Origin of the sequence: Rathayibacter sp. VKM Ac-2754, assembly GCF_009807095.1 — a bacterium.
In the GTDB taxonomy this organism is placed as follows: domain Bacteria; phylum Actinomycetota; class Actinomycetes; order Actinomycetales; family Microbacteriaceae; genus Rathayibacter.
On record NZ_WUCC01000006.1, the window covers coordinates 22,541 to 48,014 of the forward strand.

A 25,474-nucleotide genomic window follows, 5' to 3' on the forward strand; every position below is an offset into this window, starting at 1 on the left:
GAGCCGAGAGCCCTCGGCTCCCGCTCGGTCGCGCGGCACTAGGTTTGTAGCCGTGAGTTCTGCCAGAGTCTTCGTCGCGCGCTTGGCCGGATGCACGGTCTTCGACCCCGCCGGCGATCGCGTCGGCAAGGTCCGCGACGTGCTGCTGGTCTATCGGCAGAACGACCCTCCGCGCGTCGTGGGGCTGGTCGTCGAGATCCCCGGCCGACGCCGCGTCTTCGTCTCGATCGGCCGCGTGACCAGCATCGGCAGCGGGCAGATCATCACCACGGGACTCATCAACGTCCGCCGCTTCGAGCAGCGCGGCGGCGAGGTGCGCGTGATCGCCGAGCTCCTCGGCCGGCGCATGAGCTTCGTCGACGGCTCGGGCGACGCGATCGTCGAGGACGTCGCGATCGAGGAGGTCGGCCCCGGCGAGTGGCAGCTCGCGCAGCTCTTCGTCCGCCGCCCCAAGACGAGCCCATCGCCCTTCGCCAAGGGCGCCACCACCTTCGCCGGCTGGCACGAGGTCCGCGAGAGCATCTCGCGCGAGGCCCAGTCGGCCGAGCAGTACGTCGCCAGCCTCTCGGAGCTCAAGCCCGCCGATCTCGCGAGCACGCTGCTCGATCTGCCGAAGCAGCGGATGCTCGAGGTCGCCGGCCAGCTGTCCGACGACCGGCTCGCCGACGCGCTCGAGGAGATGCCCGAGAGCGAGCAGGTCGAGATCCTCGGCCAGCTCGACGACGACCGCGCAGCCGACGTCCTCGACCAGATGCAGCCCGACGACGCCGCCGACCTGATCGCCCAGCTGACGGAGGAGCGCGGCGAGGCCCTGCTCGAGCTGATGGAGCCCGAGGAGGCGGACGACGTCCGCATGCTCCTCACCTACGCCCCCGAGTCGGCGGGTGGTCTCATGACGACCGAGCCGATCATCGTCTCGTCCGAGGCCACCGTCGCCGAGGGTCTCGCCCTCATCCGCCGTCACGAGCTGGCGCCCGCACTCGGCGCCGCGGTCTGCGTCACGCTCCCTCCGTACGAGCCGCCGACCGGGCGCTTCCTCGGCATGGTGCACTTCCAGCGGATGCTGCGCTACCCGCCGCACGAGCGCCTCGGCACGCTGCTCGACCAGAGCTTCGATCCGATCACCCCCGACACCTCGGCCGCCGAGGTCGCCCGGATCCTGGCGAGCTACAACCTCGTCTCGGTCCCCGTGGTCGACGAGTCGCACCGGCTCGTCGGAGTGGTCACCATCGACGACGTCCTCGACTACCTGCTTCCGGACGACTGGCGCAGCCACGGCGACGACGACGAACCGCGGAAACCCGTGACGACGGCGACCCAGGGCATCCCTGTGGCGCCGCAGCAAGCGGTCAGAGCACGACGACGAGGATGGAGGGGCGCCCGTGGCACGGGAGACTAAGCAGGACCGGCGGCTCGACGCCCCGAAGGGACTCCGCAGCCGGGTCCTCCCGATGCGCAACCGGCAGCGGAGCGACCGCTTCGGCCGCCTGACCGAGTCGTTCGCCCGCGGCATGGGAACCCCGTGGTTCCTGTTCGGCATGACGGTCTTCTGCGTCTTCTGGCTGATCTTCAACACCTACGGGCCCGAGGACGCGCGCTTCGACTCGCAGGCCCTCGGCTTCACGGTCCTCACCCTGATCCTGTCGCTGCAGGCCTCCTACGCCGCCCCGCTCCTCCTGCTCGCGCAGAACCGCCAGGACGACCGCGACCGCGTGCAGATCGAGCAGGACCGCCAGCGCGCCGAGCGCAACCTCGCCGACACCGAGTACCTCGCCCGCGAGGTCGTCGCGCTCCGTCTCGCGATCCGCGACATGGCCAGCAAGGACTTCATCCGCTCCGAGCTGCGCACCCTGGTCGAGGAGCTCGAGAAGGACCGTGCGGAGTCGGGCGCGCCCGAGCGCGGCGATGCCTGACGCCACGGCGGTCGATCCGGCCGGGCTCGAGCGCGCCGTGCGCGAGTCCCTCGCCCGCGTCGTCGACCCCGAGATCCGCAAGCCGATCACCGAGCTCGACATGGTCGAGTCGGTCGTGGCCGCCGGCGACGGAGCGGTCGACGTCGAGATCCGGCTGACCATCGTCGGCTGCCCTGCCGCTTCGGCGATCGAGCGCGACGTCCGCGAGGCGGTCGAGCGCACTCCCGGAGTGACCAGCACCCGCCTCGAGGTCGGGGTGATGACGCCGGCGCAGCGCACCGCCCTCACCGAGCGCCTCCGCGGTGCACGGCGGACCATGCAGTTCGGCCCCGACTCCCTCACGCGGGTCATCGCGGTCACCAGCGGCAAGGGAGGCGTCGGCAAGTCGACCGTCACCGCCAACCTCGCGGTCGCCCTCGCCCAGCAGGGGCTCTCGGTCGGCCTGGTCGACGCGGATGTGCACGGCTTCTCGATCCCGGGGCTGCTGGGGCTCATGCACGACGGCCGCGTCGCCGGCCCCACACGGGTGGGCGAGCTGATGCTGCCTCCCGTCGCCCACGGGGTGAAGGTGATCTCGATCGGGATGTTCCTCGAGGGCGACACCCGGGGCGCCGCCGTCTCGTGGCGCGGACCGATGCTGCACCGCACGATCTCGCAGTTCCTGACCGACGTCTACTTCGGCGACCTCGACGTGCTGCTGCTCGACCTGCCGCCGGGGACCGGTGACGTGGCGATCTCGATCGGCCAGCTGCTCCCCCACGCCGAGGTGCTGATCGTGACGACTCCGCAGCCCGCGGCGGCCGACGTCGCGGAGCGGAGCGGTGCGCTCGCGCGCCAGTCGGGACAGCGGATCATCGGCGTCGTCGAGAACATGGCGGGGCTCCCCCAGGCCGACGGCACCGTGCTCGAGCTCTTCGGCAGCGGAGGCGGTGCCGAGGTCGCCCGTCGGCTCACCGCGAGCGGTGACCGGGTGCCGGTGCTCGCGTCGCTGCCGATCAGCGTGGCGCTTCGCGCGGGCGGCGACGAAGGCGTGCCGGTCGTCGTCGGCGATGCCGCCGATCCCGCGGCACGAGCGATCACGGATCTGGCGCAGAAGCTCGGGGCGAGGCCGCGCGGACTGACGGGCCGTCGCCTCCCGATGTCGGTCAACTGACCGGAGCCGCGTCGAGCACCCACGAGGAAGACGACGCCACGAGAGCGGCCGGCACGGGCACGGCAGCGGTACCGACCTCAGCCGGCGGAGGAGCTCAGGTGGCTTCGGAGTCGACGGGCGGCGGGGCCACCGTCGCGAGCTCGCCGGCACCGGCGGAGCGCTTCATGGTCGTGTAGTAGCTGTCCTGCGAGGCGGCAGTAGTGGTGACGGGCGCGGCGACGGCGGTCGGCGGCTTCACCGTGGGAGCAGGCGTGTCGTCTTCCAGCAGGGCGTCGCGGATGATGCGGCGCGGGTCGTACTGGCGCGGGTCGAGCTTCTTCCAGTCGACCTCGTTGAACTCCTCGCCCATCTCGTCCTTGACCCGCTCGCGCGCCTGAGTGGCGTATCCGCGGACCTTGCGCACGAGCTGGCCGAGCTGAGCGGCGTAGTGCGGCAGACGATCGGGGCCCAGCACGAAGACCGCGATGATCCCGATGATCAGGAGCTTGTCGAACGTCAAACCGAACACGAGACAAGAGTAACCCGCCGCGCCTGCGTCACCGACCTCGCGCGCCACCGTAGCCTGACCGTGCAGCAGGCGCGATCCGCCCGCCGCATCGACGAAAGGGAGTCCCTCCGTGTCCGACAAGGATGCCAACTGGAAGTACGCCGAGGACGCCATCGTCGAACCGGAGGCGATCGCCTCCGCCCGCCGGCTCTCGATCGAGCTGGGCATCGACGCCGTCGCGCCGTCGATCGGCGCACAGTCGGCCCTGGTCGCGGCCGCCGCGCGGGCCACGTCGATCATCGAGATCGGCACGGGCACCGGCGTGAGCGGCCTCTGGCTCCTCGACGGCGCCCCCGAGGCGATGCTCACCTCCATCGACTCGGAGGCGGTGCACCAGCAGCACGCGCGCGCCCAGTTCCACGAGGCCGGCGTCTCGCCCAACCGCCTCCGGCTCATCCCGGGCCGCGCGCTCGAGGTGCTCCCCCGGATGAACGAGAACTCGTACGACATCGTCTTCGTCGACGGCGACCCGCTGCAGGTCATCGAGAACGTCGAGCACGCCCTGCGGCTGGTGCGTCCGGGTGGGACCGTCCTGGTGCCGCACGCCCTCTGGCGCGGCCGCGTCTCGAACCCGGCCCAGCGCGACGAGATCGCGTCGGCCTTCCGCACGCTCGTCGCCGAGGTCTGCGCCTCGCCCGCCGTCGTCAGCGTGCTCTCCCCCATCGGCGACGGACTGCTGCAGGCCAACAAGCGCCGCGCCTGAGCCGCTCGAACTGTCCCGTCAACGAGGGAACGCCCGCCGCACGGGGTGCGACGGGCGTTCTCGATGGAGCAGGTCAGGCGGGAGCCACCACCGACGCGAGAGCGTCGTGGAGTTCTTTCGCCTCTGCATCGTTGACTGAGACGACGAGGCGTCCGCCTCCTTCGAGCGGAACGCGCACGACGATGAGTCGCCCCTCCTTAACAGCCTCCATCGGTCCGTCTCCGGTCCTCGGCTTCATGGCCGCCATAGAGTTCCCCTTTCGTGACGTATCCCTCTATTATCGTGCATCCGCGTCCCTCACGAAATCCGCCCCTGGGAGGGCGCTCAGGGGTTGCCGATCACGGCGGAGTCCAGTCGTAGCCGTCGACGGCCCAGCAGATCGAGATCCAGACGATCTGACCGACGATCCCGAGTGCCACGAGGGTGCAGCGGAACAGCGGCGACCGCGGCACGGCGAGAGCGCCGACCAGCGGGAACATCGGCCCCAGCAGCCGGAAGGTGCTCGACTGCGGGAAGAAGAAGGCGAACAGGTAGACGCCGTAGCCCGCGACCCAGGCCCGGCTGAAGAGGTCGAGCCGCCTGGTCCACGGGGCGGCGAGGATGCCCACGAAGACCGCGACCAGCAGCACCACGATCGCGATGCCGACCAGCGGAGCGCCGAACCACCAGTCGCCCCACCACGCCCCGCTCTGGAACCACGAGGTGAAGGGGAACAGCTCCTGGTAGCCGATGTAGGCCGACCGCCACGCCAGCTCGGTGTCGGTGTAGGCGGTCGGCGATCCGGTCACCGCCCAGGCGGCGGCGGGCCAGGAGAAGCCGACGACGAGGCCCCAGCCGGTGAGCGCGACCGCGGGCAGCCAGTCGCTGCGCGGGAACGGCTCGCGCGCTCGCCGGACGTAGCGCACGACGACGTAGAGGCCCATCGCCGCGGCGAAGGCGAGACCGCTCGGACGCGTCAGTCCGAGCAGGAGCACGACCGGGAACACCCAGGCGTACTGCCGCCGCACGAGCAGGAGCAGCGTGATCGCCGTCAGCATCATCGCGGCCGACTCGGCGTAGGCGAGCTGCATCATCGGCGAGGTCGGCGCGACGCAGAAGAGCAGCACCGCGATCAGCGACTGCGCCTCGCTGAGCGAGTGCCGGAAGAGGCGGTAGAGGACGAGGCAGGTGACCGCTCCGCAGACCACCGAGACCGCGACGGCGGCCGTGGCCCAGCCGAGGCCGGTGACCGCCATCAGGAGTCGCACCACGGCCGGGTACAGCGGCATGAACGCCCACGCGTTCTCGCCGATCTCGCCCGTGTCCGTCACCGGCAGCACCGACGGGTAGCCGGCCGTCGCGATGATCTCGTACCAGCGGCCGTCCCACATCGAGGCGAAGCCGACGTAGGAGGGGGACGGGCCGGTCCAGGAGTTCTGCGCCTGGTTCGCGGCGAACTGCAGCAGGATCACCGTCGTGACCACGCGCGTCAGGAGGAAGACGGCGAGGACCCGCACCCACCACGGGACGAGTCGCAGCCGAGCCCTCCTCCGCACGGAGGGCTGTGCCGTCACGGCGCTCATGCCGTGCCCCCGAGCCAGCGGCGGAGGCCGGCTGCGCAGTCGGTGATCTCGTGGACGGCCACGCGCTCGTCGTCGGCGTGGGCGAGGAGCGGATCGCCGGGACCGTAGTTGACGGCGGGGACGCCCAGCGCCGAGAAGCGGGCGACGTCGGTCCAGCCGTACTTCGGCTTCGCCTCGGCGCCCACGGCGGCGATGAAGGCCGCGGCGAGCGGGGCGTCCAGGCCGGGCCGTGCACCCTCGGCGAGATCGGCGACCTCGACCTCGAAGCCGTCGAAGAGCTCGCGGAGGTGCGCGACCGCCTCTCCGCCGCTGCGATCCGGTGCGAAGCGGTAGTTGACGTGCACGGTGCAGAGGTCGGGGATGACGTTGCCCGCGACTCCGCCCGAGATGCGGACGGCGTTGACGCCCTCGCGGTAGACCAGCCCGTCGACCTCGACGCTGCGCGGCTCGTAGGCGGCGAGTCGGTCGAGGATCGGGGCGGCGGCGTGGATCGCGTTCTCGCCGACCCAGCTGCGCGCCGAGTGCGCCCGGCGACCGCGGGTGGTGACGTCGATTCGGAGGGTGCCGTTGCAGCCGCCCTCGACCTCGGCGGCGGTCGGCTCGCCGAGGACGGCGAAATCGGCGGCGAAGAGTTCGGGGCGACTACGCGCTAGACGGCCGAGCCCGTTGAGATCGGAGGCGACCTCCTCGTTGTCGTACCACATCCAGGTGATGTCGACGACCGGATCAACGAGCTCGGCGGCGAGCACGAGCTGCACCGCGACTCCGGCCTTCATGTCGACGGTGCCGCGCCCGACGAGGTGCTCGACCCCGTCGATCGTCTCGTCGCGCACGGGGAGGTTGTCGTTGATCGGGACCGTGTCGAGGTGCCCCGCGATCACGACGCGCTGGGCACGACCGAGGGCGGTCCGGGCGACGATCGTGTCGCCGTCTCGGATCACCTCGAGGTGGTCGAACGGCGCGAGGGCCCTCTCGACGGCATCGGCCAGGGCCGACTCGTCGCCCGAGACCGACGGGATGTCGCAGAGCGCCCGGGTCAGCGCGATCGGATCGGAGCGGAGATCCAGCGCCGCGACAGCGGGGACGACGGGGGTCGGAGCGGGCATGGAGCCCAGGGTACCGGCCGCGGCGCCCGCGCTACCCTGGGCGCATGACCCCCGAGCACTCCGCAGACTCCGCCGCGCCCGCCTCCGCCGTGCCCGCCTCGGCCTGGGGCTACGGGCTCGCCACGATCGCCTCGGACGGCACCGTCCTCGACACCTGGTTCCCCGAGCCGCGCCTGGGCGTCATCCCCGCCGGCCGAGACCCGTGGATCGTGCCGGCCGAGTTCGAGGCGCTCGCGGAGGAGGACCCCCGCCGGGAGGTCCGCATCGACGTGGTCACCCTGCAGATCGACACCCAGGCGCCGCCGGCCTCGACCTCCGACGCGTACCTGCGCCTGCACCTGCTCTCGCACCTGCTCGTGCGGCCGAACACGATCAACCTCGACGGCGTCTTCGCACACCTCCCGAACGTGGTGTGGACGAACGCCGGGCCCGTGGCACCGGAGTCGTTCACCCGGCTCCGCCCGTCGCTGCGCCGCCACGGGATCCAGGCGGCCGGGATCGACAAGTTCCCGCGCCTGACCGACTACGTGACTCCGGCGAAGGTGCGCATCGCGGACACGTCGCGCGTGCGTCTCGGCGCCCACCTCGCTCCGGGGACCACGGTGATGCACGAGGGCTTCGTGAACTTCAACGCCGGAACGCTCGGCAGCTCGATGGTCGAGGGGCGGATCTCGCAGGGCGTCGTCGTGGGAGACGGCTCCGACATCGGCGGCGGCGCCTCGATCATGGGCACGCTCTCGGGCGGAGGCGTGCAGCGCGTGTCGATCGGGGCACGGGCTCTGCTCGGCGCCAACTCCGGGATCGGGATCTCGATCGGCGACGACTCCGTCGTGGAGGCCGGGCTCTACGTGACGGCGGGCACGAAGGTCGTCATCGTGGGCGGAGCGCCGCGACCCGACGGGCGACCGCAGACGGTCAAGGCCGTGGAGCTCTCGGGCGTGCCGAACCTGCTCTTCCGCCGCAACTCGCTCAGCGGCGCCGTCGAGGTGCTGGCCCGCACCGGCGCCGGCATCGAGCTGAACGCGGCGCTGCACGCCTGACGGCCGGCGGCACGCTCGCTCAGCCCCCGCGAGCACGCTGGTCGAGCCCACAGCCCCGCAGGGGCGCAGTCCATGCTGGTCGAGTAGCCCCGGAGGGGCGTATCGAGACCCACCATCGTCAGCAGACGAGGCCTCTGCCCCATCCTTCTGACGGACGTGGATCTCGATACGCCCGCTGCGCGGGCTACTCGATCAGCATGGAAGGGGCGTAATCCATGCTGGTCGAGTAGCCCCGGAGGGGCGTATCGAGACCCACCAGCGTCAGCGGACGAGGCCCCTGCCCCATCCTTCTGACGGACGTGGATCTCGATACGCCCGCTGCGCGGGCTACTCGATCAGTATGGAAGGGGCGCAGTCCATGCTGGTCGAGTAGCCCCGGAGGGGCGTATCGAGACCCACCAGCGTCAGCGGACGAGGCCCCTGGCCCATCCTTCTGACGGACGTGGATCTCGATACGCCCGCTGCGCGGGCTACTCGATCAGCAAGGAATGGCCCGCCAGCGTCGGGCCGGCTCTCCGCGAGGCCCACCCAGCGAGGGGTGGGCCAGAGAGCGGGAGCCGCGGGGCCCGCCCAGCGAAGGGTAGGCCCGAGAGCGGGAGCCGCAGGCGCCTCAGCGGCCCTCGGGCCAGTGGCGCTCGGGGGCGCCCATGTAGAGCTGCTGGGGGCGGCCGATCTTGGTCTGCGGGTCGAGGTTCATCTCGCGCCAGTGCGCGATCCAGCCGGGGAGCCTGCCGATGGCGAACAGCACGGTGAACATCCGCGTCGGGAAGCCCATCGCCTTGTAGATGACGCCGGTGTAGAAGTCGACGTTCGGGTAGAGGCGACGCTCCTTGAAGTAGTCGTCCTCGAGCGCGAGGGCCTCGAGCTCCATCGCGATGTCGAGGAGCGGATCCTTCACTCCGAGCGCCTGCAGCACCTCGCCCGCGCTCTCCTTGACGAGCTTCGCGCGCGGGTCGTAGTTCTTGTACACCCGGTGGCCGAAGCCCATCAGGCGCACGCCCTCCTCCTTGTTCTTCACCCGCTCGACGAAGGTGGAGACGCTCTCGCCCGATTCGCGGATGCGGCCGAGCATGGTCAGCACGGCTTCGTTCGCTCCGCCGTGCAGCGGCCCGAACAGTGCGTTGATGCCGGCCGAGACGGAGGCGTAGAGGTTGGCCTCGGTGGAGCCAACGAGGCGGACGGTCGACGTCGACGCGTTCTGCTCGTGGTCCTCGTGGAGGATGAGGAGGCGGTCGAGCGCCTTCGAGAGCACGGGGTCGATCTCGTACGGCTCGGCCATGGTGCCGAAGTTGAGCCGCAGGAAGTTGTCGACGAAGCTCAGCGAGTTGTCGGGGTAGAGGAAGGCCTGGCCGATCGCCTTCTTGTGCGCGTAGGCCGCCATCACGGGCAGCTTCGCGAGGAGGCGGATGGTGGTCAGCTCGACCGCCTCCGGATCCTTCGGGTTCGACGTCTCCTCGTAGTAGGTCGAGAGGGCCGAGACGCCCGCCGAGAGCACCGACATGGGGTGCGCGTTGTGCGGGAGGGCGTCGAAGAAGCGCTTCAGGTCTTCGTGCAGGAGCGTGTGACGGCGGATGCGCTCGTCGAAGCCCGCGAGCTCGTCGGCGGTGGGCAGCTCGCCGTAGATCAGGAGCCAGGCCACCTCGAGGTAGGTCGCGTTCGTGGCGACCTCTTCGATCGGGTAGCCGCGGTAGCGGAGGATGCCCTGGTCGCCGTCGATGTAGGTGATGTGCGACTTGGTCGCCGCGGTGTTCACGAAGCCGTAGTCGAGCGACATGAAGCCGGTCTGCTTCGACAGCGTCGAGAAGTCGATGCTCGAGGAGCCGTCGACGCTGCGGAGGACGGGGAACTCCGCCGTCCGATCGCCGAAGGTCAGCGTGACCTTCTCGGGCTGGGCCTCGGCCGCTGCCGGCGCGCTCTCCGTGGCGGGCTCGGGCGTCTCCACCGTCGCGGGTCCGTCGCTCTGCGTACCGGATTCGGTCACAACGCCTCCCAGGTCGTCACGTCGCACCCCTGCGCACGCTCGCACGGAGCGGGCGGCGCCGGGTCTGGATGGTGGCGCAGCCTGCGCCGTTGTGAGGCGACATCGACCGAACCACATACAGCCTATGGGCAAAGCGGGGGCACTGTTGCACCCCCCAGCGCTGCCGGCCTCGCTCTGTGGGATCCCTCCAGGATCGGCTGCGGAGGCGCGTCAGAGTCCGGCGGCGAGGCGGTCGGCGGCGGCCGAGATCCGCTCGTCGGTGGCGGTCAGCGAGAGCCGCACGTGCTCGGTGAAGTGGTCGCCGTAGAAGACGCCGGGGCCCGCGAGGACCCCGATGCGGGCCAGCCGCTCGATCGACTCCCAGGCCGGTCGCCCCTCGGTCGCCCACAGGTAGAGGCCCGCCTCGCTGCGGTCGATCCGGAAGCCGGCGGCCTCGAGAGCGGGGCGCAGCAGGTCGCGGCGGGCTCGGTAGCGCTCCTTCTGCTCGGCGACGTGCTCGTCGTCGGCGAGGGCGACGATCATCGCCTCCTGGAGCGGGGCGGGCACGATCATGCCGGCGTGCTTGCGGACCGTGACCAGGCGCGCGATGAGGGCCGCGTCTCCGGCGACGAAGGCGGCGCGGTAGCCGGCGAGGTTCGACTGCTTGCTCAGCGAGTACACGCCGAGGACGCCGTCGCGGCTCTCGCCCACGACGCGGGGGTCGAGGACGCTCGGGATCGGCTCTGCGGCCCAGCGGCCGTCCCAGCCGAGCTCGGCGTAGCACTCGTCTCCCGCGATCACGGCTCCGAGCTCGCGGGCCCGAGCGACGGCGCGCTGCAGCGCCTGCACGTCGAGCACCGCTCCATCGGGGTTGCCGGGCGAGTTCAGCCAGACCAGGCGCGTCGCCTCGGGCCACTCGTCGGGATCGTCGGAGGCGAGGACCTCGGCCCCCGCGATCGCCGCGCCCATCGCGTAGGTCGGGTAGGCCGCCCGGGGGTGCACCACGACGTCGCCCTCGCCGAGCCCGAGGAGGAACGGCAGCCAGGCCACGAGCTCCTTCGAGCCGATGGTGGGCAGCACCTCGTCGAGACCGAGTCCGGTCACCCCGCGACGACGGGCGTACCAGGCCGTGATCGCCTCCCGCAGAGCGGGGGTGCCGACGGTCGTCGGGTAGGAGTGCGCGTCGGTCGCGCGGGCGAGCGCCTCGCGGATCGCGCCCGGAGTCGGGTCGACGGGCGATCCGATCGAGAGATCGACGATCCCGCCCGGGTGCGCGGCCGCGGTGCGGGCGTAGGGACCCATGAGGTCCCACGGGTAGTCGGGCAGGGCTCCGAGTGCCACGGAGGGACCGCTCAGTGGCTCTGGGGAGGCAGGACGGCGACGACCGGGTGGTCCTTCGCGATCACTCCGACCTTCGCGGCACCGCCGGGCGAGCCGATCTCGTCGAAGAACTCGACGTTGGCCTTGTAGTAGTCGGACCACTCCTCGGGCAGGTCGTCCTCGTAGTAGATGGCCTCCACGGGGCAGACCGGCTCGCAGGCACCGCAGTCGACGCACTCGTCGGGGTGGATGTAGAGCGAGCGCTCGCCTTCGTAGATGCAGTCGACCGGGCATTCGTCGATGCAGGCGCGGTCTTTGACATCGACGCACGGAAGTGCGATCACGTAGGTCACGGTCGTGGACGTCCCTTCGAACAGAGGTCTCTATCGTACGGGGAGCGGCGGGGCCGCGGCGTCGCTGCGCCGAGGGGGGCGCAGGCGTGGCCACGCGATCACCACGAGGGCGATCAGCGCGGGCAGGAACGTCCAGGCGATCCCCAGGCCGTTGGCCGGTACCAGCACCGAGCCGCCGGCGCTGCGCAGGGCGAGCAGGCCGATGACTCCGAGGAGCCCCATCGCAGTGCAGAAGGCCACGAGGCGGTCGACCATCACGAGGCGCAGACCCAGGAGGAGGAGGAGCACCGCGGCGAGCGAGGCGGCGAGACCGAGCGGGAGGACGGCGTCGCCGATGGTCACGGTGCTCTGGTGCGCGACCGTGGTGATGGTGCCCACCACGGCTCCGACCGCGACCGCAGCGACACCCGAGAGTATGCGCGAGCGCAGGTCGGGGCGCTCCTCGACATCCGGCTCGACGGCGGCCGGTCGCGCCGCCGGGCGGAAGCGCTCGATGCGGCCGATCGGGAAGGGCGGCCCGCTGGAGAGCCGGGCGTCGTCCCCCTCGACGACGAGCTGCGTCGCGTGCGCCTGCAGGGCGGCGCGCTTGCGGTCGTGGTCGTCGGAGCTCAGCTCGATCACGACATCGCCGGGGAGCGGCTCGGCGTCGACCGGGAGGACCGCGAGGAAGCGCAGGCCGAGGTGCTCGGCCGCCCGCCGGGCGACGCTCGCGATGCGGATGTGGTCGGGGTGGCCGTAGCCGCCTCCGTCGTCATAGGAGAGCACGGTCGAGGCACCGGTCTGCACGAGGACCGCGACGAGATCGGCGATCTCCTCCTCCTCGTCGGCGCTGGTGAGGGAGGCGGGATCGGCCGGCTCGAGTGGGACGGGCACGCGCCCGGGGCCCCACTGCATGCCGGAGTCGCGGTAGACCCGCGGAGCGAGCCCGGGCGCGCGAGCCCCCGCGTCGCCGAGGAAGCGGTGATCGGCGACTCCGAGTGCGGTGAGGGCGACGACGAGCTCACTGGTGCGGTGGGAGGCGAGCTGGTCGGAGCCCTCGAGGGACGCGAGGTCGTCGGGGATCACCTCGCCGCGCTCGCCCCGCGTCGCGGTGACGACGGTGACGGCCGCGCCCTGGGCCACGAGCCGCGCCAGAGTGCCGCCCATGGTGATGCTCTCGTCGTCGGGGTGGGCGTGGACCGCCACGACCCTCTCGGTCACGCCGGCAATGGTCGCGTCCACTCTCCGCCTCTCGTCCGGCGTGTTCCTCCGGCCCGCGCCACTTCTGGACAGGCGCGCGGGCGTCGAGCTACAGTCGACCTCGGTAAGGCAAGGCTTACCGAAGGAAAGCGGCCCGGGGCGGGTGCCGCCCCGTCCTCCCCGCCCACGACCAAGAGAACACGCGTGCTCGCAAACTACCTCATCGGCCTTCGCGAAGGCCTCGAAGCCGGCCTCGTCGTCGGCATCCTCGTGGCGTACCTCACCAAGCTCGGCCGCAGAGACGTCCTGCCCCGGCTGTGGGTCGGGATCGCGGCCGCGATCGTGCTCTCGCTCACCACGGGCGCGATCCTCACCTGGGGCCCGTACGGCCTGTCCTTCCAGGCGCAGGAGCTGCTCGGCGGCGGTCTCTCGATCCTCGCCGTCGGCCTGGTCACCTGGATGATCTTCTGGATGGGTGCCAACGCCCGGAGCCTGAAGGGCGAGCTCGAGTCGAAGCTCGACGGCGCGGTGGCGGGCTCGGCGATCGGGATCGTGGTGCTCGGCTTCATCAGCGTCGGCCGCGAGGGCATCGAGACGGCGCTCTTCGTGTGGGCGAGCGTCTCCGCGAGCAGCGCCGACTCCGGATCGGACGCGTGGGTCGGCACGATCGGCGCGTTCCTCGGGATCCTCAGCGCGGTGGTCATCGCGTACCTGATCTTCCGCGGCTTCGTCCGCATCGACCTCGGCCGGTTCTTCACCTGGACAGGCGGATTCCTGATCCTGGTCGCGGCCGGCGTGCTGTCGTACGGCGTCGGCGATCTGCAGGAGGCGTCGCTTCTGCCCGGCGGGAGCGCGCCGCTGTTCAGCCTCGGCTCGATCCTCCCGGCGCCGATCACGGCCGTCCTCGGCGGCCTCTTCAACTACACGCCCGAGCCGACCGCGCTGCAGTTCGCCGCGTGGCTGCTCTACCTCGTCGTCGTCGGGGTGCTCTTCGTCCGCCAGGTCCGCCTCCGCAGGCCCCGTCGGGGCAGTGCGGCCCCGACCGCGGCACCCACGACCGCCTCGGTCTGACTCTTCCCGCTCCGGCATCGCCGGACCGACCTCCCTCGACACCAGGAGAACAATGCCCTCGCGCACTCGACCCCCGCTCCCCCGCGTCCTCACCGGCCTCGCCGGCGCCGGCGCGCTCGCGCTGATCCTCACCGGCTGCGTGCCGAACGCGACCGCCTCCTCCTCCGCCGCGCTCGACGTCGCCATCAGCGACGACGCGTGCGAGGTGTCGACGGCCACGGCCGAGGCCGGGGCCGTCACGTTCGCGCTCGAGAACACGGGAACGGACGTCAACGAGTTCGAGATCCTCGCCGAGGACAAGCTGCGCATCGTCGGCGAGAAGGAGAACGTCACTCCGGGCCAGAGCGTCTCGTACGTCGCGCAGCTCGAGCCGGGCACCTACTACACGGCCTGCAAGTTCCAGCAGGTCGGCGCCCCGATCGGACTCACCGCTTTCACCGTGACCGGCGAGGCGACCGAGCAGTCGGCCGATGAGAAGGCCGCCACCGAGGCCGCCGTCACCAACTACATCGCCTACGTGAAGTCGCAGGCCGGCGAGCTCCTCCCCGCCATCAAGGCCTTCACCGACGCCTACGTCGCCGGCGACGACGAGACCGCGCGCAGCCTCTTCGCCTCGACGCGCGTGTTCTACGAGCGCATCGAGCCGACCGCCGAGGCGTTCGGCGACCTCGACCCGAAGATCGACTACCGCGAGGTCGACGCCGTCGCCGAGGGCCTGGACTGGACCGGCTTCCACCGCATCGAGAAGGACCTCTGGGTGCCGGCGCCGGACGCGCTCAACTCGGACGGCACCAGCGCCTACCTCGACTGGGCACCGTCGACGCCCGAGCAGCGCGCCGAGTTCGGGCAGGGCCTCGTCGACGACGTGCAGAGCCTCTACGACCTCGTGTACGCCTCCGACTTCACCGTCTCGGTCGGCGACATCTCGAACGGAGCCATCGGGCTGCTGGACGAGGTCGCCGCCGGCAAGATCACCGGCGAGGAGGACTGGTGGTCGAGCACCGACCTGATGGACTTCGCCGCCAACGTGCAGGGCGCCGAGGTCGCCTTCGGCAACGTCGAGCCCATCGCCACCGCGACAGGCGACGACGGCGCCGACCTCACCGCGCAGATCTCCGAGCGCTTCACCGAGCTCGACGCGATGCTCGCGCAGTACGGCTCGATCGACTCCGGCTTCGTCGCCTACTCGACCCTGACGGCCGACCAGAAGAAGGAGCTCTCGGACCAGGTGAACGCCCTCTCGGAGCCGCTCTCGCAGCTCACCCACACCGTGCTCGGCGTCGAGGAGCCCGCGGAGTAGTGGGCGAGGACCAGACCGCGGCCGACGTCGAGTCGACCGCCCCGGCCGAGCAGCCCCGCCGCCTCTCGCGGCGCGGGCTGCTCGGCCTCGTCTCGGCCGGGACCGCCGGCATCGCCGCGGGGGTCGGCGGCACGTTCGCGGTGACCTCGGCCGCCAGCGCGAGCGACTCCGGTGCCGCGAACACGGTGCCGTTCTTCGGCGCGAACCAGGCCGGCATCACCACCGCCGCGCAGGACCGCCTGCACTTCGCCGCCTTCGACGTCGCCTCCGGGACCACGCGCGAGGATCTGATCGAGCTGCTCCAGGATTGGACGCTCGCGGCCTCCCGCCTCACCCGGGGCCTCGAGATGAGCGAGGAGGGCGCGGTCGGCGGCCCCGACACGGCTCCTCCCCAGGACACGGGCGAGGCACTCGGCCTGGACGCCGCGTCGCTCACCGTGACGTTCGGCTTCGGGCCGACCCTCTTCACGGACGCCGACGGCACCGACCGCTTCGGCCTCGCCGATCGCCGACCGCCGGAGCTCGAGGCGCTCCCCCGCTTCCGCGGCGACGCGCTGCTGCCTGCGGGCAGCGGAGGCGACCTCTGCATCCAGGCCTGCGCCGACGATCCGCAGGTCGCCGTGCACGCGATCCGCAACCTCAGCCGCATCGCCTTCGGCCGCGCGTCGATCCGCTGGTCGCAGCTCGGCTTCGGACGCACCTCGTCGACCTCGACCGCGCAGGCGACCCCTCGCAACCTCTTCGGGTTCAAGGACGGCACCGCGAACGTGAAGTCCGAGGAGGCGGACGCCGTCGAGGAGCACGTCTGGGTGCAGGGATCCGACGGCCCCGACTGGCTGGTCGGCGGCAGCTTCCTGGTCGCGCGCAAGGTCCGGATGATCATCGAGACCTGGGACCGCAGCCAGCTCGGCGAGCAGGAGCGCGTGATCGGCCGGAGCAAGGGATCGGGCGCCCCGCTGTCGGGCGGTGACGAGTTCACCGAACCCGACTTCGACACCGCCGGTGCGACCGGGACTCCGCTCATCGACAAGGAGTCGCACGTGCGGCTCGCGCACCCGACCGTGAACGGCGGGGTGCGGCTGCTGCGGCGCGGTTACAACTTCGTCGACGGGAACGACGAGCTCGGGCGGCTCAATGCGGGGCTGTTCTTCCTCTCGTTCCAGCGGTCGCCGCAGCAGTTCGTCACGGTGCAGCAGAACCTCGCGAACGACGCGCTCAACGAGTACATCAAGCACGTCGGGTCTGCGGTGTTCGCGGTCCCGCCCGGGGCGCGCGACGAGAGCGACTTCGTCGGGTCGGGGCTCTTCGCCTGACGCCCGATCGGCCTGAGGAGACGCGCATGCGGTCCCAGCCGCTGTGCCGGTCGCTCTTATCCTCCGCAGAGATCGGCTGCCTAGCGTCGGGCCGATGTCTGGACACGGTGCGAAGAGCGGGCTGACCAAGCGCGAGCGGCAGGAGCTGGCGCGCGAGGAGGCGAGGGAGCGGCGCGAGGCCGAGCGGCGACGCCGACGGCGCAACCGCATCCTCGGGCAGAGCGGTGCGGCGCTCGGAGTGCTCGCGGTCGTCGCCCTCGTCGCCTGGAACGTGTGGTCGCAGCAGGCAGTGGCGAGCATCGGTCCGGCGAACATGCTCAGCGACGGCATCGTGCTGTCGGGCTCCGACTCGACCGTCACCGCCGTCACGACGGCGCCGATCGAGGCCGGCGCGGAGCCGGTCGCGACCGACGAGGACACCGTGCGCGCCGGCGGCGTGGTGACCGTCGACCTCTACGTCGACTACCTCTGCCCCTACTGCGGGCAGTTCGAGTCGACCAACACGGCGAATCTGGAGTCGTGGCTGACGCAGGGCGCGATCACCCTCGAGATCCATCCGATCGCGATCCTCGACTCCTCGTCGGCGGGGTCGCAGTACTCGAGCCGGGCGGCCAACGCCGCGGCGTGCGTCGCGGACGAGGACCCCGACCGGTTCCTGGCGGTGCACAAGGCGCTGTTCGCCCAGCAGCCCGCGGAGGGGACTACCGGGCTCGACGACGACGCGATCCGGACGCTGGTCACCGATGCGGGCGTCACCGACGAGGACGTGCTCGCCTGCATCACGAGCGGTGAGTTCCGGCCGTGGGTCGCCGCGGCGACCGAGCGGGCGACCACGCAGCCCCTGGCGAACTCGTCGCTCGAGAAGCTGGTCTCGACTCCGACCGTGCTCGTCGACGGGCAGCAGTACACGGGAGCGCCGGACGACGCCGACGCGTTCGTGTCGTTCATCAGCTCGACGCTCGAGGCGGAGTCGTCGGGGGCGACGGAGACGGGGACGCCGACACCGGCTCCGGCGGGGTGAGCGGAGCGGCGGGCCGATTCCGGCGGGGTGAGCGGAGCGGAGGGCCGGCTCCGGCGGGAGGTGTCGCCCCCCTTCTCGCTGATCGAGTAGCCCGCGCAGCGGGCGTATCGAGATCCACGTCCGTCAGAAGACAAGGGCTGAGGCCTGACCTGCTGACGCTGGTGGGTCTCGATACGCCCCTACGGGGCTACTCGACCAGCATGGGGAGGCGCCGTTCGGGGGCTGCGGGCTGGACCCACATGGGGGGCAGCGGGCGTCGACCGACGGGAGGGTGACGAGGGATGCCGTCGCCGCACGGCTGACCGCGGACATGCGGAAGGCCGGCCGGAGGGAGTCCGGCCGGCCTTCCGCGGGGATCAGTTCTGCTTCTTGAGGCGGCTCGTCGCGCGGGCGCGAGCGTTCGCGTCGAGCTCGACCTTGCGGATGCGCACGATCTCGGGGGTGACCTCGACGCACTCGTCCTCGCGGGCGAACTCGAGGCACTCCTCAAGGGTCAGCTGACGCGACGGCGTCATCGACTCGAAGGTGTCGGAGGTGGACTGACGCATGTTGGTCAGCTTCTTCTCCTTGGTGATGTTCACGTCCATGTCGTCGTTGCGCGAGTTCTCGCCGATGACCATGCCCTCGTAGACCTCCTCGGTGGGGTTCACGAAGAAGGTCATCCGCTCCTGGAGCGCGATGATGGCGAACGGAGTCACGACGCCGGTGCGGTCGGCGACGATCGAGCCGTTGTTGCGGGTGACGATGGCGCCCGCCCACGGCTCGTAGCCGTGCAGGATCGCGTTCGCGATGCCGGTGCCGCGGGTGGTGGTGAGAAACTCGGTGCGGAAGCCGATCAGGCCGCGCGACGGGACGATGAACTCCATGCGCACCCAGCCGGTGCCGTGGTTCGCCATGTTCTCCATGCGTCCCTTGCGGGCGGCGAGGAGCTGCGTGATCGCGCCGAGGTACTCCTCCGGAGCGTCGATGGTGAGGTGCTCGAAGGGCTCGTGCACCTTGCCGTCGACCTGGCGGGTGACCACCTGGGGCTTGCCGACCGTGAGCTCGAAGCCCTCGCGGCGCATCTGCTCGACCAGGATCGCCAGCGCGAGCTCGCCACGGCCCTGGACCTCCCACGAGTCGGGGCGGCCGATGTCGAGGACCTTGAGCGACACGTTTCCGATCAGCTCGCGATCGAGGCGGTCCTTGACCATGCGCGCGGTGAGCTTGTGGCCCTTGACCTTGCCGACGAGCGGCGAGGTGTTGGTGCCGATCGTCATCGAGATCGCCGGGTCGTCGACCGTGATGGCCGGCAGGGGGCGGATGTCCTCGGGGTCGGCGATGGTCTCGCCGATCGTGATCTCGGGGAAGCCCGCGATCGCGACGATGTCGCCGGGGCCGGCGGACTCGGCCGGGTAGCGGTCGAGCGCCTTCGTGATCAGCAGCTCGGTGATGCGCGCGTTGGTGTGCGAGCCGTCGTGGTGCACCCAGGCGACGGTCTGGCCCTTCTTGATCGTGCCGTTGAAGACGCGGAGGAGGGCGAGACGGCCGAGGAACGGCGACGCGTCGAGGTTGGTGACGTGCGCCTGGAGGGGCGCGTCGTCCTCGTAGGTCGGCGCGGGGATGTGCTTGAGGATCGCCTCGAAGAGCGGCTCGAGATCCTCGGCATCGGGCAGGGTGCCGTTCTCGGGCTTGTTCGAGGAGGCGCGGCCGGCCTTGCCCGAGGCGTAGACGACGGGGACGTCGAGGATCGCGTCGAGGTCGAGGTCGGGGACGTCGTCCGCCATGTCGGAGGCGAGGCCGAGCAGGAGGTCCTGGCTCTCGGCGACGACCTCGTCGATGCGCGCATCGGGGCGGTCGGTCTTGTTGACGAGCAGGATGACGGGCAGCTTCGCCTCGAGCGCCTTGCGGAGCACGAAGCGGGTCTGCGGGAGGGGGCCCTCCGAGGCGTCGACGAGGAGGCAGACGCCGTCGACCATGGACAGGCCGCGCTCGACCTCTCCACCGAAGTCGGCGTGGCCGGGGGTGTCGATCACGTTGATCGTGATGGGGCCGTCGGTCGCGTGCTTGCCGCTGTACGAGACAGCGGTGTTCTTCGCGAGGATCGTGATGCCCTTCTCGCGCTCGAGCTCGTTCGAGTCCATCGCGCGCTCGTCCACGTGGGCGTGCGCGTCGAAGGAGTTCGTCTGCTTGAGCATGGCGTCGACCAGCGTGGTCTTGCCATGGTCGACGTGGGCGACGATCGCGACGTTGCGCAGGTCGGAGCGGGTGGCACTTGCCATTAACGGACTCGTCTCGTGTTCTCGTGCATAAAGGGGGACCCTCAATCGTAGCGCAGGCGCGCGGCGGCACGACGGAGGGCCCCGATCCCGGCCGCCCGCCCCGATGAACACGGGGTGGACGGCACGGGACGGGGCCCTCGATCGGGCGGATCAGACCGCGAACTCGATCCCGGCGCCCGGGATGGCGGCGAGCAGCTCGCGGGTGTACTCCTTCTGCGGCGAGTCGAACACGGTGTCGGTCGACGCGTGCTCGACGATCCTCCCCGACTGCATCACGCAGACGTCGTCCGCGATCACGCGGACCACGGCGAGGTCGTGCGTGATGAACAGGTAGGTCAGACCGAGCTCGGCCTGCAGATCGGCCAGGAGGCGGAGGATCTGCGCCTGGACGAGGACGTCCAGCGCCGAGACCGCCTCGTCGAGCACGACGATCTCGGGCTTGAGCGCGAGCGCCCGCGCGATGGCGACGCGCTGGCGCTGTCCGCCCGAGAGCTCGTTCGGGTAGCGGCCGGCGATGACGCGCGGCAGCGACACCTGGTCGAGCAGCTCGAACACGCGCTCGCGCTGCGAGGTGCGGTCTCCCACGCCGTGCACCTTCAGCGGCTCCGAGATGGTGTTGCCGATGTTGTACAGCGGGTCGAGGGAGCCGTACGGGTCCTGGAAGACCGGCTGCATCGAGCGCCGGAGGGCCAGCATCTCCTTGCCGCGCAGCTTCTCGGTGCGGCGTCCGTCGATCGAGATCGCTCCGCTCGTCGCGGTCTCGAGGCCGAGCACGAGGCGCGCGATGGTCGACTTGCCCGAGCCCGACTCCCCCACGAGCGCCGTGGTGGTGCCCTTGGGGATCGAGAACGACACCTCGTCGACGGCCGTGAAGTCCTCGGCCTTCAGTCCGCCTCGGCGGATCTTGAAGACCTTGGTGAGGTTCTCGACCTCGATCATCGGCTTCGACGCGGCCACGGGAGCGCCGGTGTGCACGCCCGCGGCGCGGACCAGGTCGACCTCTCGGACGTCGGCGGACTCGCCGGGCACCGCCTCCGTCGCCGCACCCGCGGTCGACTGGATGCGGCGCGAGGCGAGGCTCGGCGCCGCCGCGATCAGGCGCTGCGTGTAGGGGTGCTGCGGGTTCTGCAGCACCTCGACCGAGGCGCCCGACTCGACGATGCGGCCCTTGTACATGACGATGAGCTTCTCGGCGCGCTCGGCGGCGAGGCCGAGGTCGTGCGTGATGAAGAGCAGCGCCGTGCCGTCGGTCTTGGTCAGGGTCTCGAGGTGGTCGAGGATCCGGCGCTGCACCGTGACGTCGAGCGCCGAGGTGGGCTCGTCGGCGATGAGCAGCTGCGGCGCGGCGGCCAGGCCGATGCCGATGAGCACGCGCTGGCGCATGCCTCCGGAGAACTGGTGCGGGAACTGCTTGAGGCGCTTCTCGGCGTCGGCCAGGCCGGCGTTCTGCAGCACCTCGATCGCCTTCGCGCGGATCTCCTTGCGACCGGTGGCGAGGCCGTTGGCCTTGATCGTCTCCTCGACCTGGAAGCCGATCGACCAGACCGGGTTCAGGTTCGACATCGGGTCCTGCGGGACGTACCCGATCCGACGACCGCGGAGGTCCTCGAGCTCGGTGCGCGTCGCCTTGGCGAGATCCTTGCCGTCGAACAGCACGGAGCCGCCGGTGACCTTGCCGCTGCCGGGCAGCAGGCCGATGATCGCCGCGGCGGTCGTCGACTTGCCCGAGCCGGACTCGCCCACGATGGCGACGGTCTGGCCGTGCTCGATCGTGAGGCTGACACCGCGCAGGGCCTGCACGAGACCGCTGCCGGTCTGGAAGCCGACCTCGAGGTCGCGGACCTCGAGGAGCGGGCCGGTCGGGGTGGGGGTGTTCGTCGTCGTCATCGGAGGGCCCTCGCCTTCGGGTCGAGCGCGTCGCGCAGGGCCTCACCCATGAGGATGAAGCTCAGCACTGTGATGGTCAGCGCGGCGGACGGGTAGATCAGCGTCTGCGGGTCGGTCCGCAGGTCGCGCTGCGCCTGGCTGATGTCGTTGCCCCACGACATCACCGCACCGGGGAGGCCGACGCCGAGGAACGACAGGGTCGCCTCCGCCGTGATGGCCGCGCCGAGCGAGATCGTCGTGACGACGATCACGGGGGCGATGGAGTTGGGCATCACGTGACGGAACAGGATCGCCATCCGCGAGAGGCCCGTCGCCGTCGCAGCGCCGACGAAGTCGGACTGCTTGACCCGGAGCACCTCGGAGCGGAGCACGCGCGCCGTGGTGGGCCACGCGAACGCGCCGATCGCCAGGGCGATCACGAACACGTTCCGGTACGCCGAGAAGACCGACATGATGACGACCGCGGCGAGGATGTAGGGGATCGAGAAGAAGATGTCGCCGGCACGCATGATCACGGTGTCGACCCAGCCGCCGAAGAAGCCGGCGAGGGCGCCTCCGATGACTCCCGTGATCGTCGTGATCGCGATGACGATGAGGCCGACGGACAGCGACGTCGAGGTCCCGAAGATGATCCGCGCGTAGATGTCGCAGCCCTGCTTCGTGAAGCCGAGCACGCTGCCGTTGCCGGGTCCGTCGAGGCTGCGGCCGAGGTCGCAGGCGCGCGGGTCGGCCGAGGTGAACAGGTTCGGCAGCAGGGCCACCGCGATGATCACGACGATCAGCACCCCCGAGATCCAGAACATCGGGCGCTTGCGGAGGTCCTGCCAGGCGTCGGTCCAGAGGTTGCTGGGCTTCTCGTCGAGCGAGACGGCGTCGATCGAGGCGATCGGGGTCTCTTCGAGAGGAGCGACGAAGTGATCGATGCGGCGCGCGGCGCCGGGCGTCTCATTTGGCATAGCGGATCCTCGGGTCGAGTACGGCGTAGAGCAGGTCGACGAGGATGTTCACCACGAGGTAGAACAGCACCATCACCGTGACGAAGGAGACGACGGTCGGCCGCTCTCCTCGGATGATCGCCTGGTAGAGCGTGTTCCCGACTCCGGGAACGTTGAAGATGCCCTCCGTCACCGTCGCACCCACGATCAGCAGGCCGAAGTCGGCGCCGAACTGGGTCGTGACGGGGATCAGCGAGTTGCGCAGGATGTGGACCGGGACGACGCGACGGCGCGAGAGCCCCTTGCCGTAGGCGGTGCGGACGAAGTCGGAGCCGGCCGTCTCGATGACCGAGCCGCGGGTGAGGCGGATCGCGGACGCGACCACGAACAGCGCCAGCACGATCGCGGGCAGCAGCAGCCGCTCGAAGGTCGCCTGGCCGCCCACCGTCGGTGGGAACCAGCCGAGCTGGACCGCGAAGAAGGTCTGCGCGATGAAGCACAGCACGAAGATCGGCACGGAGACCAGGAGGAGGCTGACCACCAGGGCGCTCGCGTCGAAGAACGAGCCCTTCCGGAGGCCGCTGATGAGACCCACGGTGAGAGCGATGACGATCTCGATGATGATCGCCATCATGGCGAGCGTGAGGGTGACCGGGAACGTGCGGGCCAGGATGTCGTTGACCGACTGCCCCGAGAACGAGATGCCGAAGTCACCGCGGACGACGCCGCCGAGGTAGTAGAGGTACTGCACGATGAAGGGGTCGTTCAGGTGGTACTGCTCCTCGAGCCGTGCGAGGAGCGCGGGGTTCGGCGTCTTGTCGCCGAACAGCGAGAGCAGGGGGTTCCCCGGCATGGCGAAGACCATGAAGTAGATGAGGAACGTCGTGCCGATCAGCACGGGGACGGCTTGCAGGATGCGTCGGACGATGTAGGCGAGCATCTCAGCCCCGCCGATTCCGGTGTCGCATGGTGGGAGACCTCATTCGATTCGGACCGAAACAGGGCGCTCCGCCCGCGGGCCGACGGTGGTCGGCCACGCGGGCGAAGCGCCCCAGTTCTAGCAGCTTAGTTCTTGGTGATCTCGTAGTAGAGCGGCACCGAGTTCCAGCCGAACTGCACGTTCGACACGGTCTCGCCGTATCCGCCGGTCACGTTGGAGTACCACAGCGGGATCGCCGGGAGGTCCTTCAGGAGGACCTCCTGCGCCTGCTGGAACTTCTCGTTCGCCGAGTCGAGGTCGGTGTCGACAGCGCCCTCGCCGAGCAGCTGGTCGAACTCGGCGCTCGAGTAGTCTCCGTCGTTCGAGGAGGCGTTGGTCGCGTACAGCGGGCCCAGGAAGTTGTACAGACCCGGGTAGTCGGCCTGCCATCCGGTGCGGAACGCGGTCTCGATCGAGCGGTCGGTGATCTTGGTGCGCGCCTCGGCGAAGGTCGGGTAGGCCTCGCCCTCCGCGTCGATCCCGAGCGTGTTCTTGATCGAGTTGGACACGGCGTCGACCCAGCCCTGGTGGCCGCCGTCGGCGTTGTACGCGATCTTGAAGGTGCCCTCCCAGGGGCTGATGGCGTCGGCCTGGGCCCACAGGTCCTTCGCCTCGTCGGCGTTGAACTCGAGCACCTCGGCGCCCTCGAGGGAGTCGCTCCAGCCGTCGATCACCGGGGAGGTGAAGTCGGAGGCGGGGGTGCGGGTGCCCTCGAAGATGACGTCGGTGATCTGAGCGCGGTCGATCGACATCGAGATGGCCTGACGGCGCAGCTGGCCCTCCTCGCCACCGAAGTGCGCGAGGCGCTCCGGGATGGTGAAGGACTGGAAGACGGCGGCGGGCTGGTTGACCGCACGGTCGCCCAGGTCGCTCTCGTAGGTGCCGTAGGCCGAGTCCGGGATGGCGTCGAGCACGTCGAGGTTGCCGCCCTGGAGGTCGGAGTAGGCCGCGTCCTGCGTCGCGTAGAACGTGATGGTGAGTCCGCCGTTGACGGGCGTGCGGCCACCGGCGTAGTCGGGGTTCACGACGAGGTCGATCTGCACGTTGTGCTGCCACGCGTCATCGCTCGCGAGCATGTACGGGCCGTTGCCGATCGGGTTCTGACCGAAGGCGTCCATGTCCTCGAACGCGGCGGCGGGCAGCGGGTAGTAGGCCGAGTAGCCGAGGCGGAGCGGGAAGTCCGACTTCGGCTCCTTGAGCGCGACGGTGAAGGTGGTGTCGTCGACGACCTTCAGACCGGTGAGCTCGCTGTCCTCGTCGTAGCTGAAGCCCTCGATGTCCTCGAAGAAGTAGCTGTTCAGCTGCTCGTTCGAGAGCTTCGCGCCGTAGTTCCAGGCGTCGACGAACGAGTTCGCCGTGACCGGGTCGCCGTTCGTGAAGGTGAGGTCGGGCTTGATGGTGATGGTGTAGTTCTGCGCGTCGTCCGACTCGATGGACTCGGCCACGTCGTTCTGCGGCGCACCCTCGGCGTCGTAGTAGACGAGTCCGGCGAAGATCTCGTCGAGGATCTTCCCGCCGCCGACCTCGTTGGTGTTGGTCGGGATGAGCGGGTTCTGCGGCTCGGATCCGTTGGTGGTGATGATCGCGCTGGAGTCGCCTCCCGCGTCACCCCCGCCGTTGTCGTCCGAGCTGCTGCAGCCGGCGAGGACCAGGGTGCTCGCGGCGACGAGCGCCAGAGCCCCGAGGCCGAATCGTCTGATTTTCACTATTCCTCCGATGGTGTGAGGGCGCGCGAGAAGTGGTTTCCCTGACGCGAAGAGGGCCGTGCGCGTGGCGACGGCGTCGGCGCACGGGAGACTGGTGGCCACCGCGCGAATGCCTTGGACGAGACTATGTATTGACTCGCTATCTCTGCAAAAGCATGTGGGAAC

General features: G+C 70.4%; 22 protein-coding genes. 9 read left to right on the forward strand and 13 right to left on the reverse strand.

Going from position 1 to position 25,474, the window contains the following annotated elements; all coding sequences use genetic code 11:
- Positions 1–52 precede the first annotated feature (52 nt).
- Genes GRS92_RS11420 through GRS92_RS11430 form a run of 3 tightly spaced genes read left to right on the forward strand, consistent with a single transcriptional unit; the run spans position 53 to position 3,066 of the window.
- Positions 53–1,399, forward strand: a complete 1,347-nt coding sequence (locus GRS92_RS11420; protein WP_159856403.1) for a magnesium transporter MgtE N-terminal domain-containing protein — start codon at positions 53–55, stop codon at positions 1,397–1,399.
- On the forward strand, positions 1,383–1,913 hold the full coding sequence (locus GRS92_RS11425) for a DUF1003 domain-containing protein (RefSeq protein ID WP_235021963.1): 531 nt from the start codon (positions 1,383–1,385) through the stop codon (positions 1,911–1,913). The genes GRS92_RS11420 and GRS92_RS11425 overlap by 17 nt, the downstream gene beginning before the upstream one ends.
- Positions 1,906–3,066, forward strand: coding sequence for an Mrp/NBP35 family ATP-binding protein (locus GRS92_RS11430; protein ID WP_159856405.1), 1,161 nt, complete (start codon positions 1,906–1,908; stop codon positions 3,064–3,066). Before GRS92_RS11425 ends, GRS92_RS11430 begins: the two co-directional genes overlap by 8 nt.
- A gap of 94 nt (positions 3,067–3,160) precedes the next feature.
- Here GRS92_RS11430 and GRS92_RS11435 read toward each other — a convergent pair whose 3' ends face one another.
- Positions 3,161–3,574, reverse strand: a complete 414-nt coding sequence (locus GRS92_RS11435) for a twin-arginine translocase TatA/TatE family subunit (protein ID WP_159856407.1) — start codon at positions 3,572–3,574, stop codon at positions 3,161–3,163.
- A gap of 109 nt (positions 3,575–3,683) precedes the next feature.
- Between GRS92_RS11435 and GRS92_RS11440 the strand changes: the two genes are divergently transcribed.
- The gene (locus GRS92_RS11440; protein WP_159856409.1) at positions 3,684–4,316 is read left to right on the forward strand and encodes an O-methyltransferase; all 633 of its coding nucleotides are present in this window, start codon (positions 3,684–3,686) and stop codon (positions 4,314–4,316) included.
- Positions 4,317–4,389: 73 nt separating this feature from the next.
- On the opposite strand, the gene GRS92_RS11445 is transcribed toward GRS92_RS11440, so the two are convergent.
- The 3 genes from GRS92_RS11445 to dapE all read right to left on the reverse strand — a co-directional run bounded on the left by GRS92_RS11445 (position 4,390) and on the right by dapE (position 6,984).
- The gene (locus GRS92_RS11445) at positions 4,390–4,563 is read right to left on the reverse strand and encodes a DUF3117 domain-containing protein (RefSeq protein WP_159856411.1); all 174 of its coding nucleotides are present in this window, start codon (positions 4,561–4,563) and stop codon (positions 4,390–4,392) included.
- A gap of 91 nt (positions 4,564–4,654) precedes the next feature.
- Complete coding sequence (locus GRS92_RS11450; RefSeq protein ID WP_235021968.1) at positions 4,655–5,878, reverse strand: hypothetical protein; 1,224 nt, start codon at positions 5,876–5,878, stop codon at positions 4,655–4,657.
- On the reverse strand, positions 5,875–6,984 hold the full coding sequence (gene dapE / locus GRS92_RS11455) for a succinyl-diaminopimelate desuccinylase (protein WP_159856413.1): 1,110 nt from the start codon (positions 6,982–6,984) through the stop codon (positions 5,875–5,877). Before dapE ends, GRS92_RS11450 begins: the two co-directional genes overlap by 4 nt.
- Before the next feature lie 44 nt (positions 6,985–7,028).
- On the opposite strand from dapE, the gene dapD reads away from it, so the two are divergent.
- A complete protein-coding gene (gene dapD, locus GRS92_RS11460) occupies positions 7,029–8,024 on the forward strand; it encodes a 2,3,4,5-tetrahydropyridine-2,6-dicarboxylate N-succinyltransferase (RefSeq protein ID WP_159856415.1) in 996 nt (331 codons plus the stop codon).
- Between the two features lie 610 nt (positions 8,025–8,634).
- Here dapD and GRS92_RS11465 read toward each other — a convergent pair.
- The 4 genes from GRS92_RS11465 to GRS92_RS11480 form a co-directional block, all read right to left on the reverse strand.
- Positions 8,635–9,897: a citrate synthase gene (locus GRS92_RS11465; RefSeq protein ID WP_235022001.1), complete on the reverse strand. Its 1,263-nt coding sequence runs from the start codon at positions 9,895–9,897 to the stop codon at positions 8,635–8,637.
- A gap of 318 nt (positions 9,898–10,215) precedes the next feature.
- Positions 10,216–11,325 (reverse strand): succinyldiaminopimelate transaminase, encoded by a 1,110-nt coding sequence (gene dapC / locus GRS92_RS11470; RefSeq protein ID WP_159856417.1) that lies wholly within the window; start codon positions 11,323–11,325, stop codon positions 10,216–10,218.
- An 11-nt stretch (positions 11,326–11,336) separates the two neighbouring features.
- The gene (gene fdxA / locus GRS92_RS11475) at positions 11,337–11,657 is read right to left on the reverse strand and encodes a ferredoxin (protein WP_159856419.1); all 321 of its coding nucleotides are present in this window, start codon (positions 11,655–11,657) and stop codon (positions 11,337–11,339) included.
- A 30-nt stretch (positions 11,658–11,687) separates the two neighbouring features.
- Positions 11,688–12,857 carry a PIG-L family deacetylase gene (locus tag GRS92_RS11480; protein ID WP_159856421.1) on the reverse strand — a complete coding sequence of 390 codons (1,170 nt, stop codon included), beginning with the start codon at positions 12,855–12,857 and terminating at the stop codon, positions 11,688–11,690.
- 183 nt (positions 12,858–13,040) lie between these two features.
- Here GRS92_RS11480 and efeU point away from each other — a divergent pair, with 183 nt between their 5' ends.
- From efeU to GRS92_RS11500, 4 genes are all read left to right on the forward strand, one after another.
- Positions 13,041–13,907, forward strand: a complete 867-nt coding sequence (efeU, locus tag GRS92_RS11485) for an iron uptake transporter permease EfeU (protein WP_159856423.1) — start codon at positions 13,041–13,043, stop codon at positions 13,905–13,907.
- 52 nt (positions 13,908–13,959) lie between these two features.
- Entirely contained in the window at positions 13,960–15,207 is a 1,248-nt protein-coding gene (efeO, locus tag GRS92_RS11490; RefSeq protein ID WP_159856425.1) for an iron uptake system protein EfeO, read from the forward strand.
- Positions 15,207–16,520, forward strand: a complete 1,314-nt coding sequence (gene efeB, locus GRS92_RS11495; protein ID WP_159856427.1) for an iron uptake transporter deferrochelatase/peroxidase subunit — start codon at positions 15,207–15,209, stop codon at positions 16,518–16,520. The genes efeO and efeB overlap by 1 nt, the downstream gene beginning before the upstream one ends.
- A 94-nt stretch (positions 16,521–16,614) precedes the next feature.
- The gene (locus GRS92_RS11500) at positions 16,615–17,541 is read left to right on the forward strand and encodes a DsbA family protein (RefSeq protein WP_159856429.1); all 927 of its coding nucleotides are present in this window, start codon (positions 16,615–16,617) and stop codon (positions 17,539–17,541) included.
- Positions 17,542–17,897: 356 nt separating this feature from the next.
- Here the strand turns inward: GRS92_RS11500 and typA are convergent, their stop codons facing one another.
- The 5 genes from typA to GRS92_RS11525 all read right to left on the reverse strand — a co-directional run bounded on the left by typA (position 17,898) and on the right by GRS92_RS11525 (position 25,309).
- Positions 17,898–19,802 carry a translational GTPase TypA gene (typA, locus tag GRS92_RS11505; protein WP_159856431.1) on the reverse strand — a complete coding sequence of 635 codons (1,905 nt, stop codon included), beginning with the start codon at positions 19,800–19,802 and terminating at the stop codon, positions 17,898–17,900.
- Positions 19,803–19,952: 150 nt separating this feature from the next.
- Complete coding sequence (locus tag GRS92_RS11510) at positions 19,953–21,689, reverse strand: dipeptide ABC transporter ATP-binding protein (protein ID WP_159856433.1); 1,737 nt, start codon at positions 21,687–21,689, stop codon at positions 19,953–19,955.
- A complete protein-coding gene (locus GRS92_RS11515; protein WP_159856435.1) occupies positions 21,686–22,645 on the reverse strand; it encodes an ABC transporter permease in 960 nt (319 codons plus the stop codon). Before GRS92_RS11515 ends, GRS92_RS11510 begins: the two co-directional genes overlap by 4 nt.
- Positions 22,635–23,564, reverse strand: a complete 930-nt coding sequence (locus GRS92_RS11520) for an ABC transporter permease (RefSeq protein ID WP_159856437.1) — start codon at positions 23,562–23,564, stop codon at positions 22,635–22,637. The genes GRS92_RS11515 and GRS92_RS11520 overlap by 11 nt, the downstream gene beginning before the upstream one ends.
- Before the next feature lie 125 nt (positions 23,565–23,689).
- Entirely contained in the window at positions 23,690–25,309 is a 1,620-nt protein-coding gene (locus GRS92_RS11525) for a peptide ABC transporter substrate-binding protein (RefSeq protein WP_235021970.1), read from the reverse strand.
- Positions 25,310–25,474: the final 165 nt, after the last annotated feature.

Excerpts from the sequence above, each read along its gene's own strand:
- GRS92_RS11450 (WP_235021968.1), bottom strand. The coding sequence starts at position 5,878 with ATGAGCGCCGTGACGGCACAGCCCTCCGTGCGGAGGAGGGCTCGGCTG.
- efeO (WP_159856425.1), top strand. The coding sequence starts at position 13,960 with ATGCCCTCGCGCACTCGACCCCCGCTCCCCCGCGTCCTCACCGGCCTC.
- GRS92_RS11445 (WP_159856411.1), bottom strand. The coding sequence starts at position 4,563 with ATGGCGGCCATGAAGCCGAGGACCGGAGACGGACCGATGGAGGCTGTT.
- GRS92_RS11510 (WP_159856433.1), bottom strand. The coding sequence starts at position 21,689 with ATGACGACGACGAACACCCCCACCCCGACCGGCCCGCTCCTCGAGGTC.
- GRS92_RS11500 (WP_159856429.1), top strand. The coding sequence starts at position 16,615 with ATGTCTGGACACGGTGCGAAGAGCGGGCTGACCAAGCGCGAGCGGCAG.
- dapD (WP_159856415.1), top strand. The coding sequence starts at position 7,029 with ATGACCCCCGAGCACTCCGCAGACTCCGCCGCGCCCGCCTCCGCCGTG.
- GRS92_RS11520 (WP_159856437.1), bottom strand. The coding sequence starts at position 23,564 with ATGCTCGCCTACATCGTCCGACGCATCCTGCAAGCCGTCCCCGTGCTG.
- typA (WP_159856431.1), bottom strand. The coding sequence starts at position 19,802 with ATGGCAAGTGCCACCCGCTCCGACCTGCGCAACGTCGCGATCGTCGCC.
- GRS92_RS11430 (WP_159856405.1), top strand. The coding sequence starts at position 1,906 with ATGCCTGACGCCACGGCGGTCGATCCGGCCGGGCTCGAGCGCGCCGTG.
- dapE (WP_159856413.1), bottom strand. The coding sequence starts at position 6,984 with ATGCCCGCTCCGACCCCCGTCGTCCCCGCTGTCGCGGCGCTGGATCTC.
- GRS92_RS11515 (WP_159856435.1), bottom strand. The coding sequence starts at position 22,645 with ATGCCAAATGAGACGCCCGGCGCCGCGCGCCGCATCGATCACTTCGTC.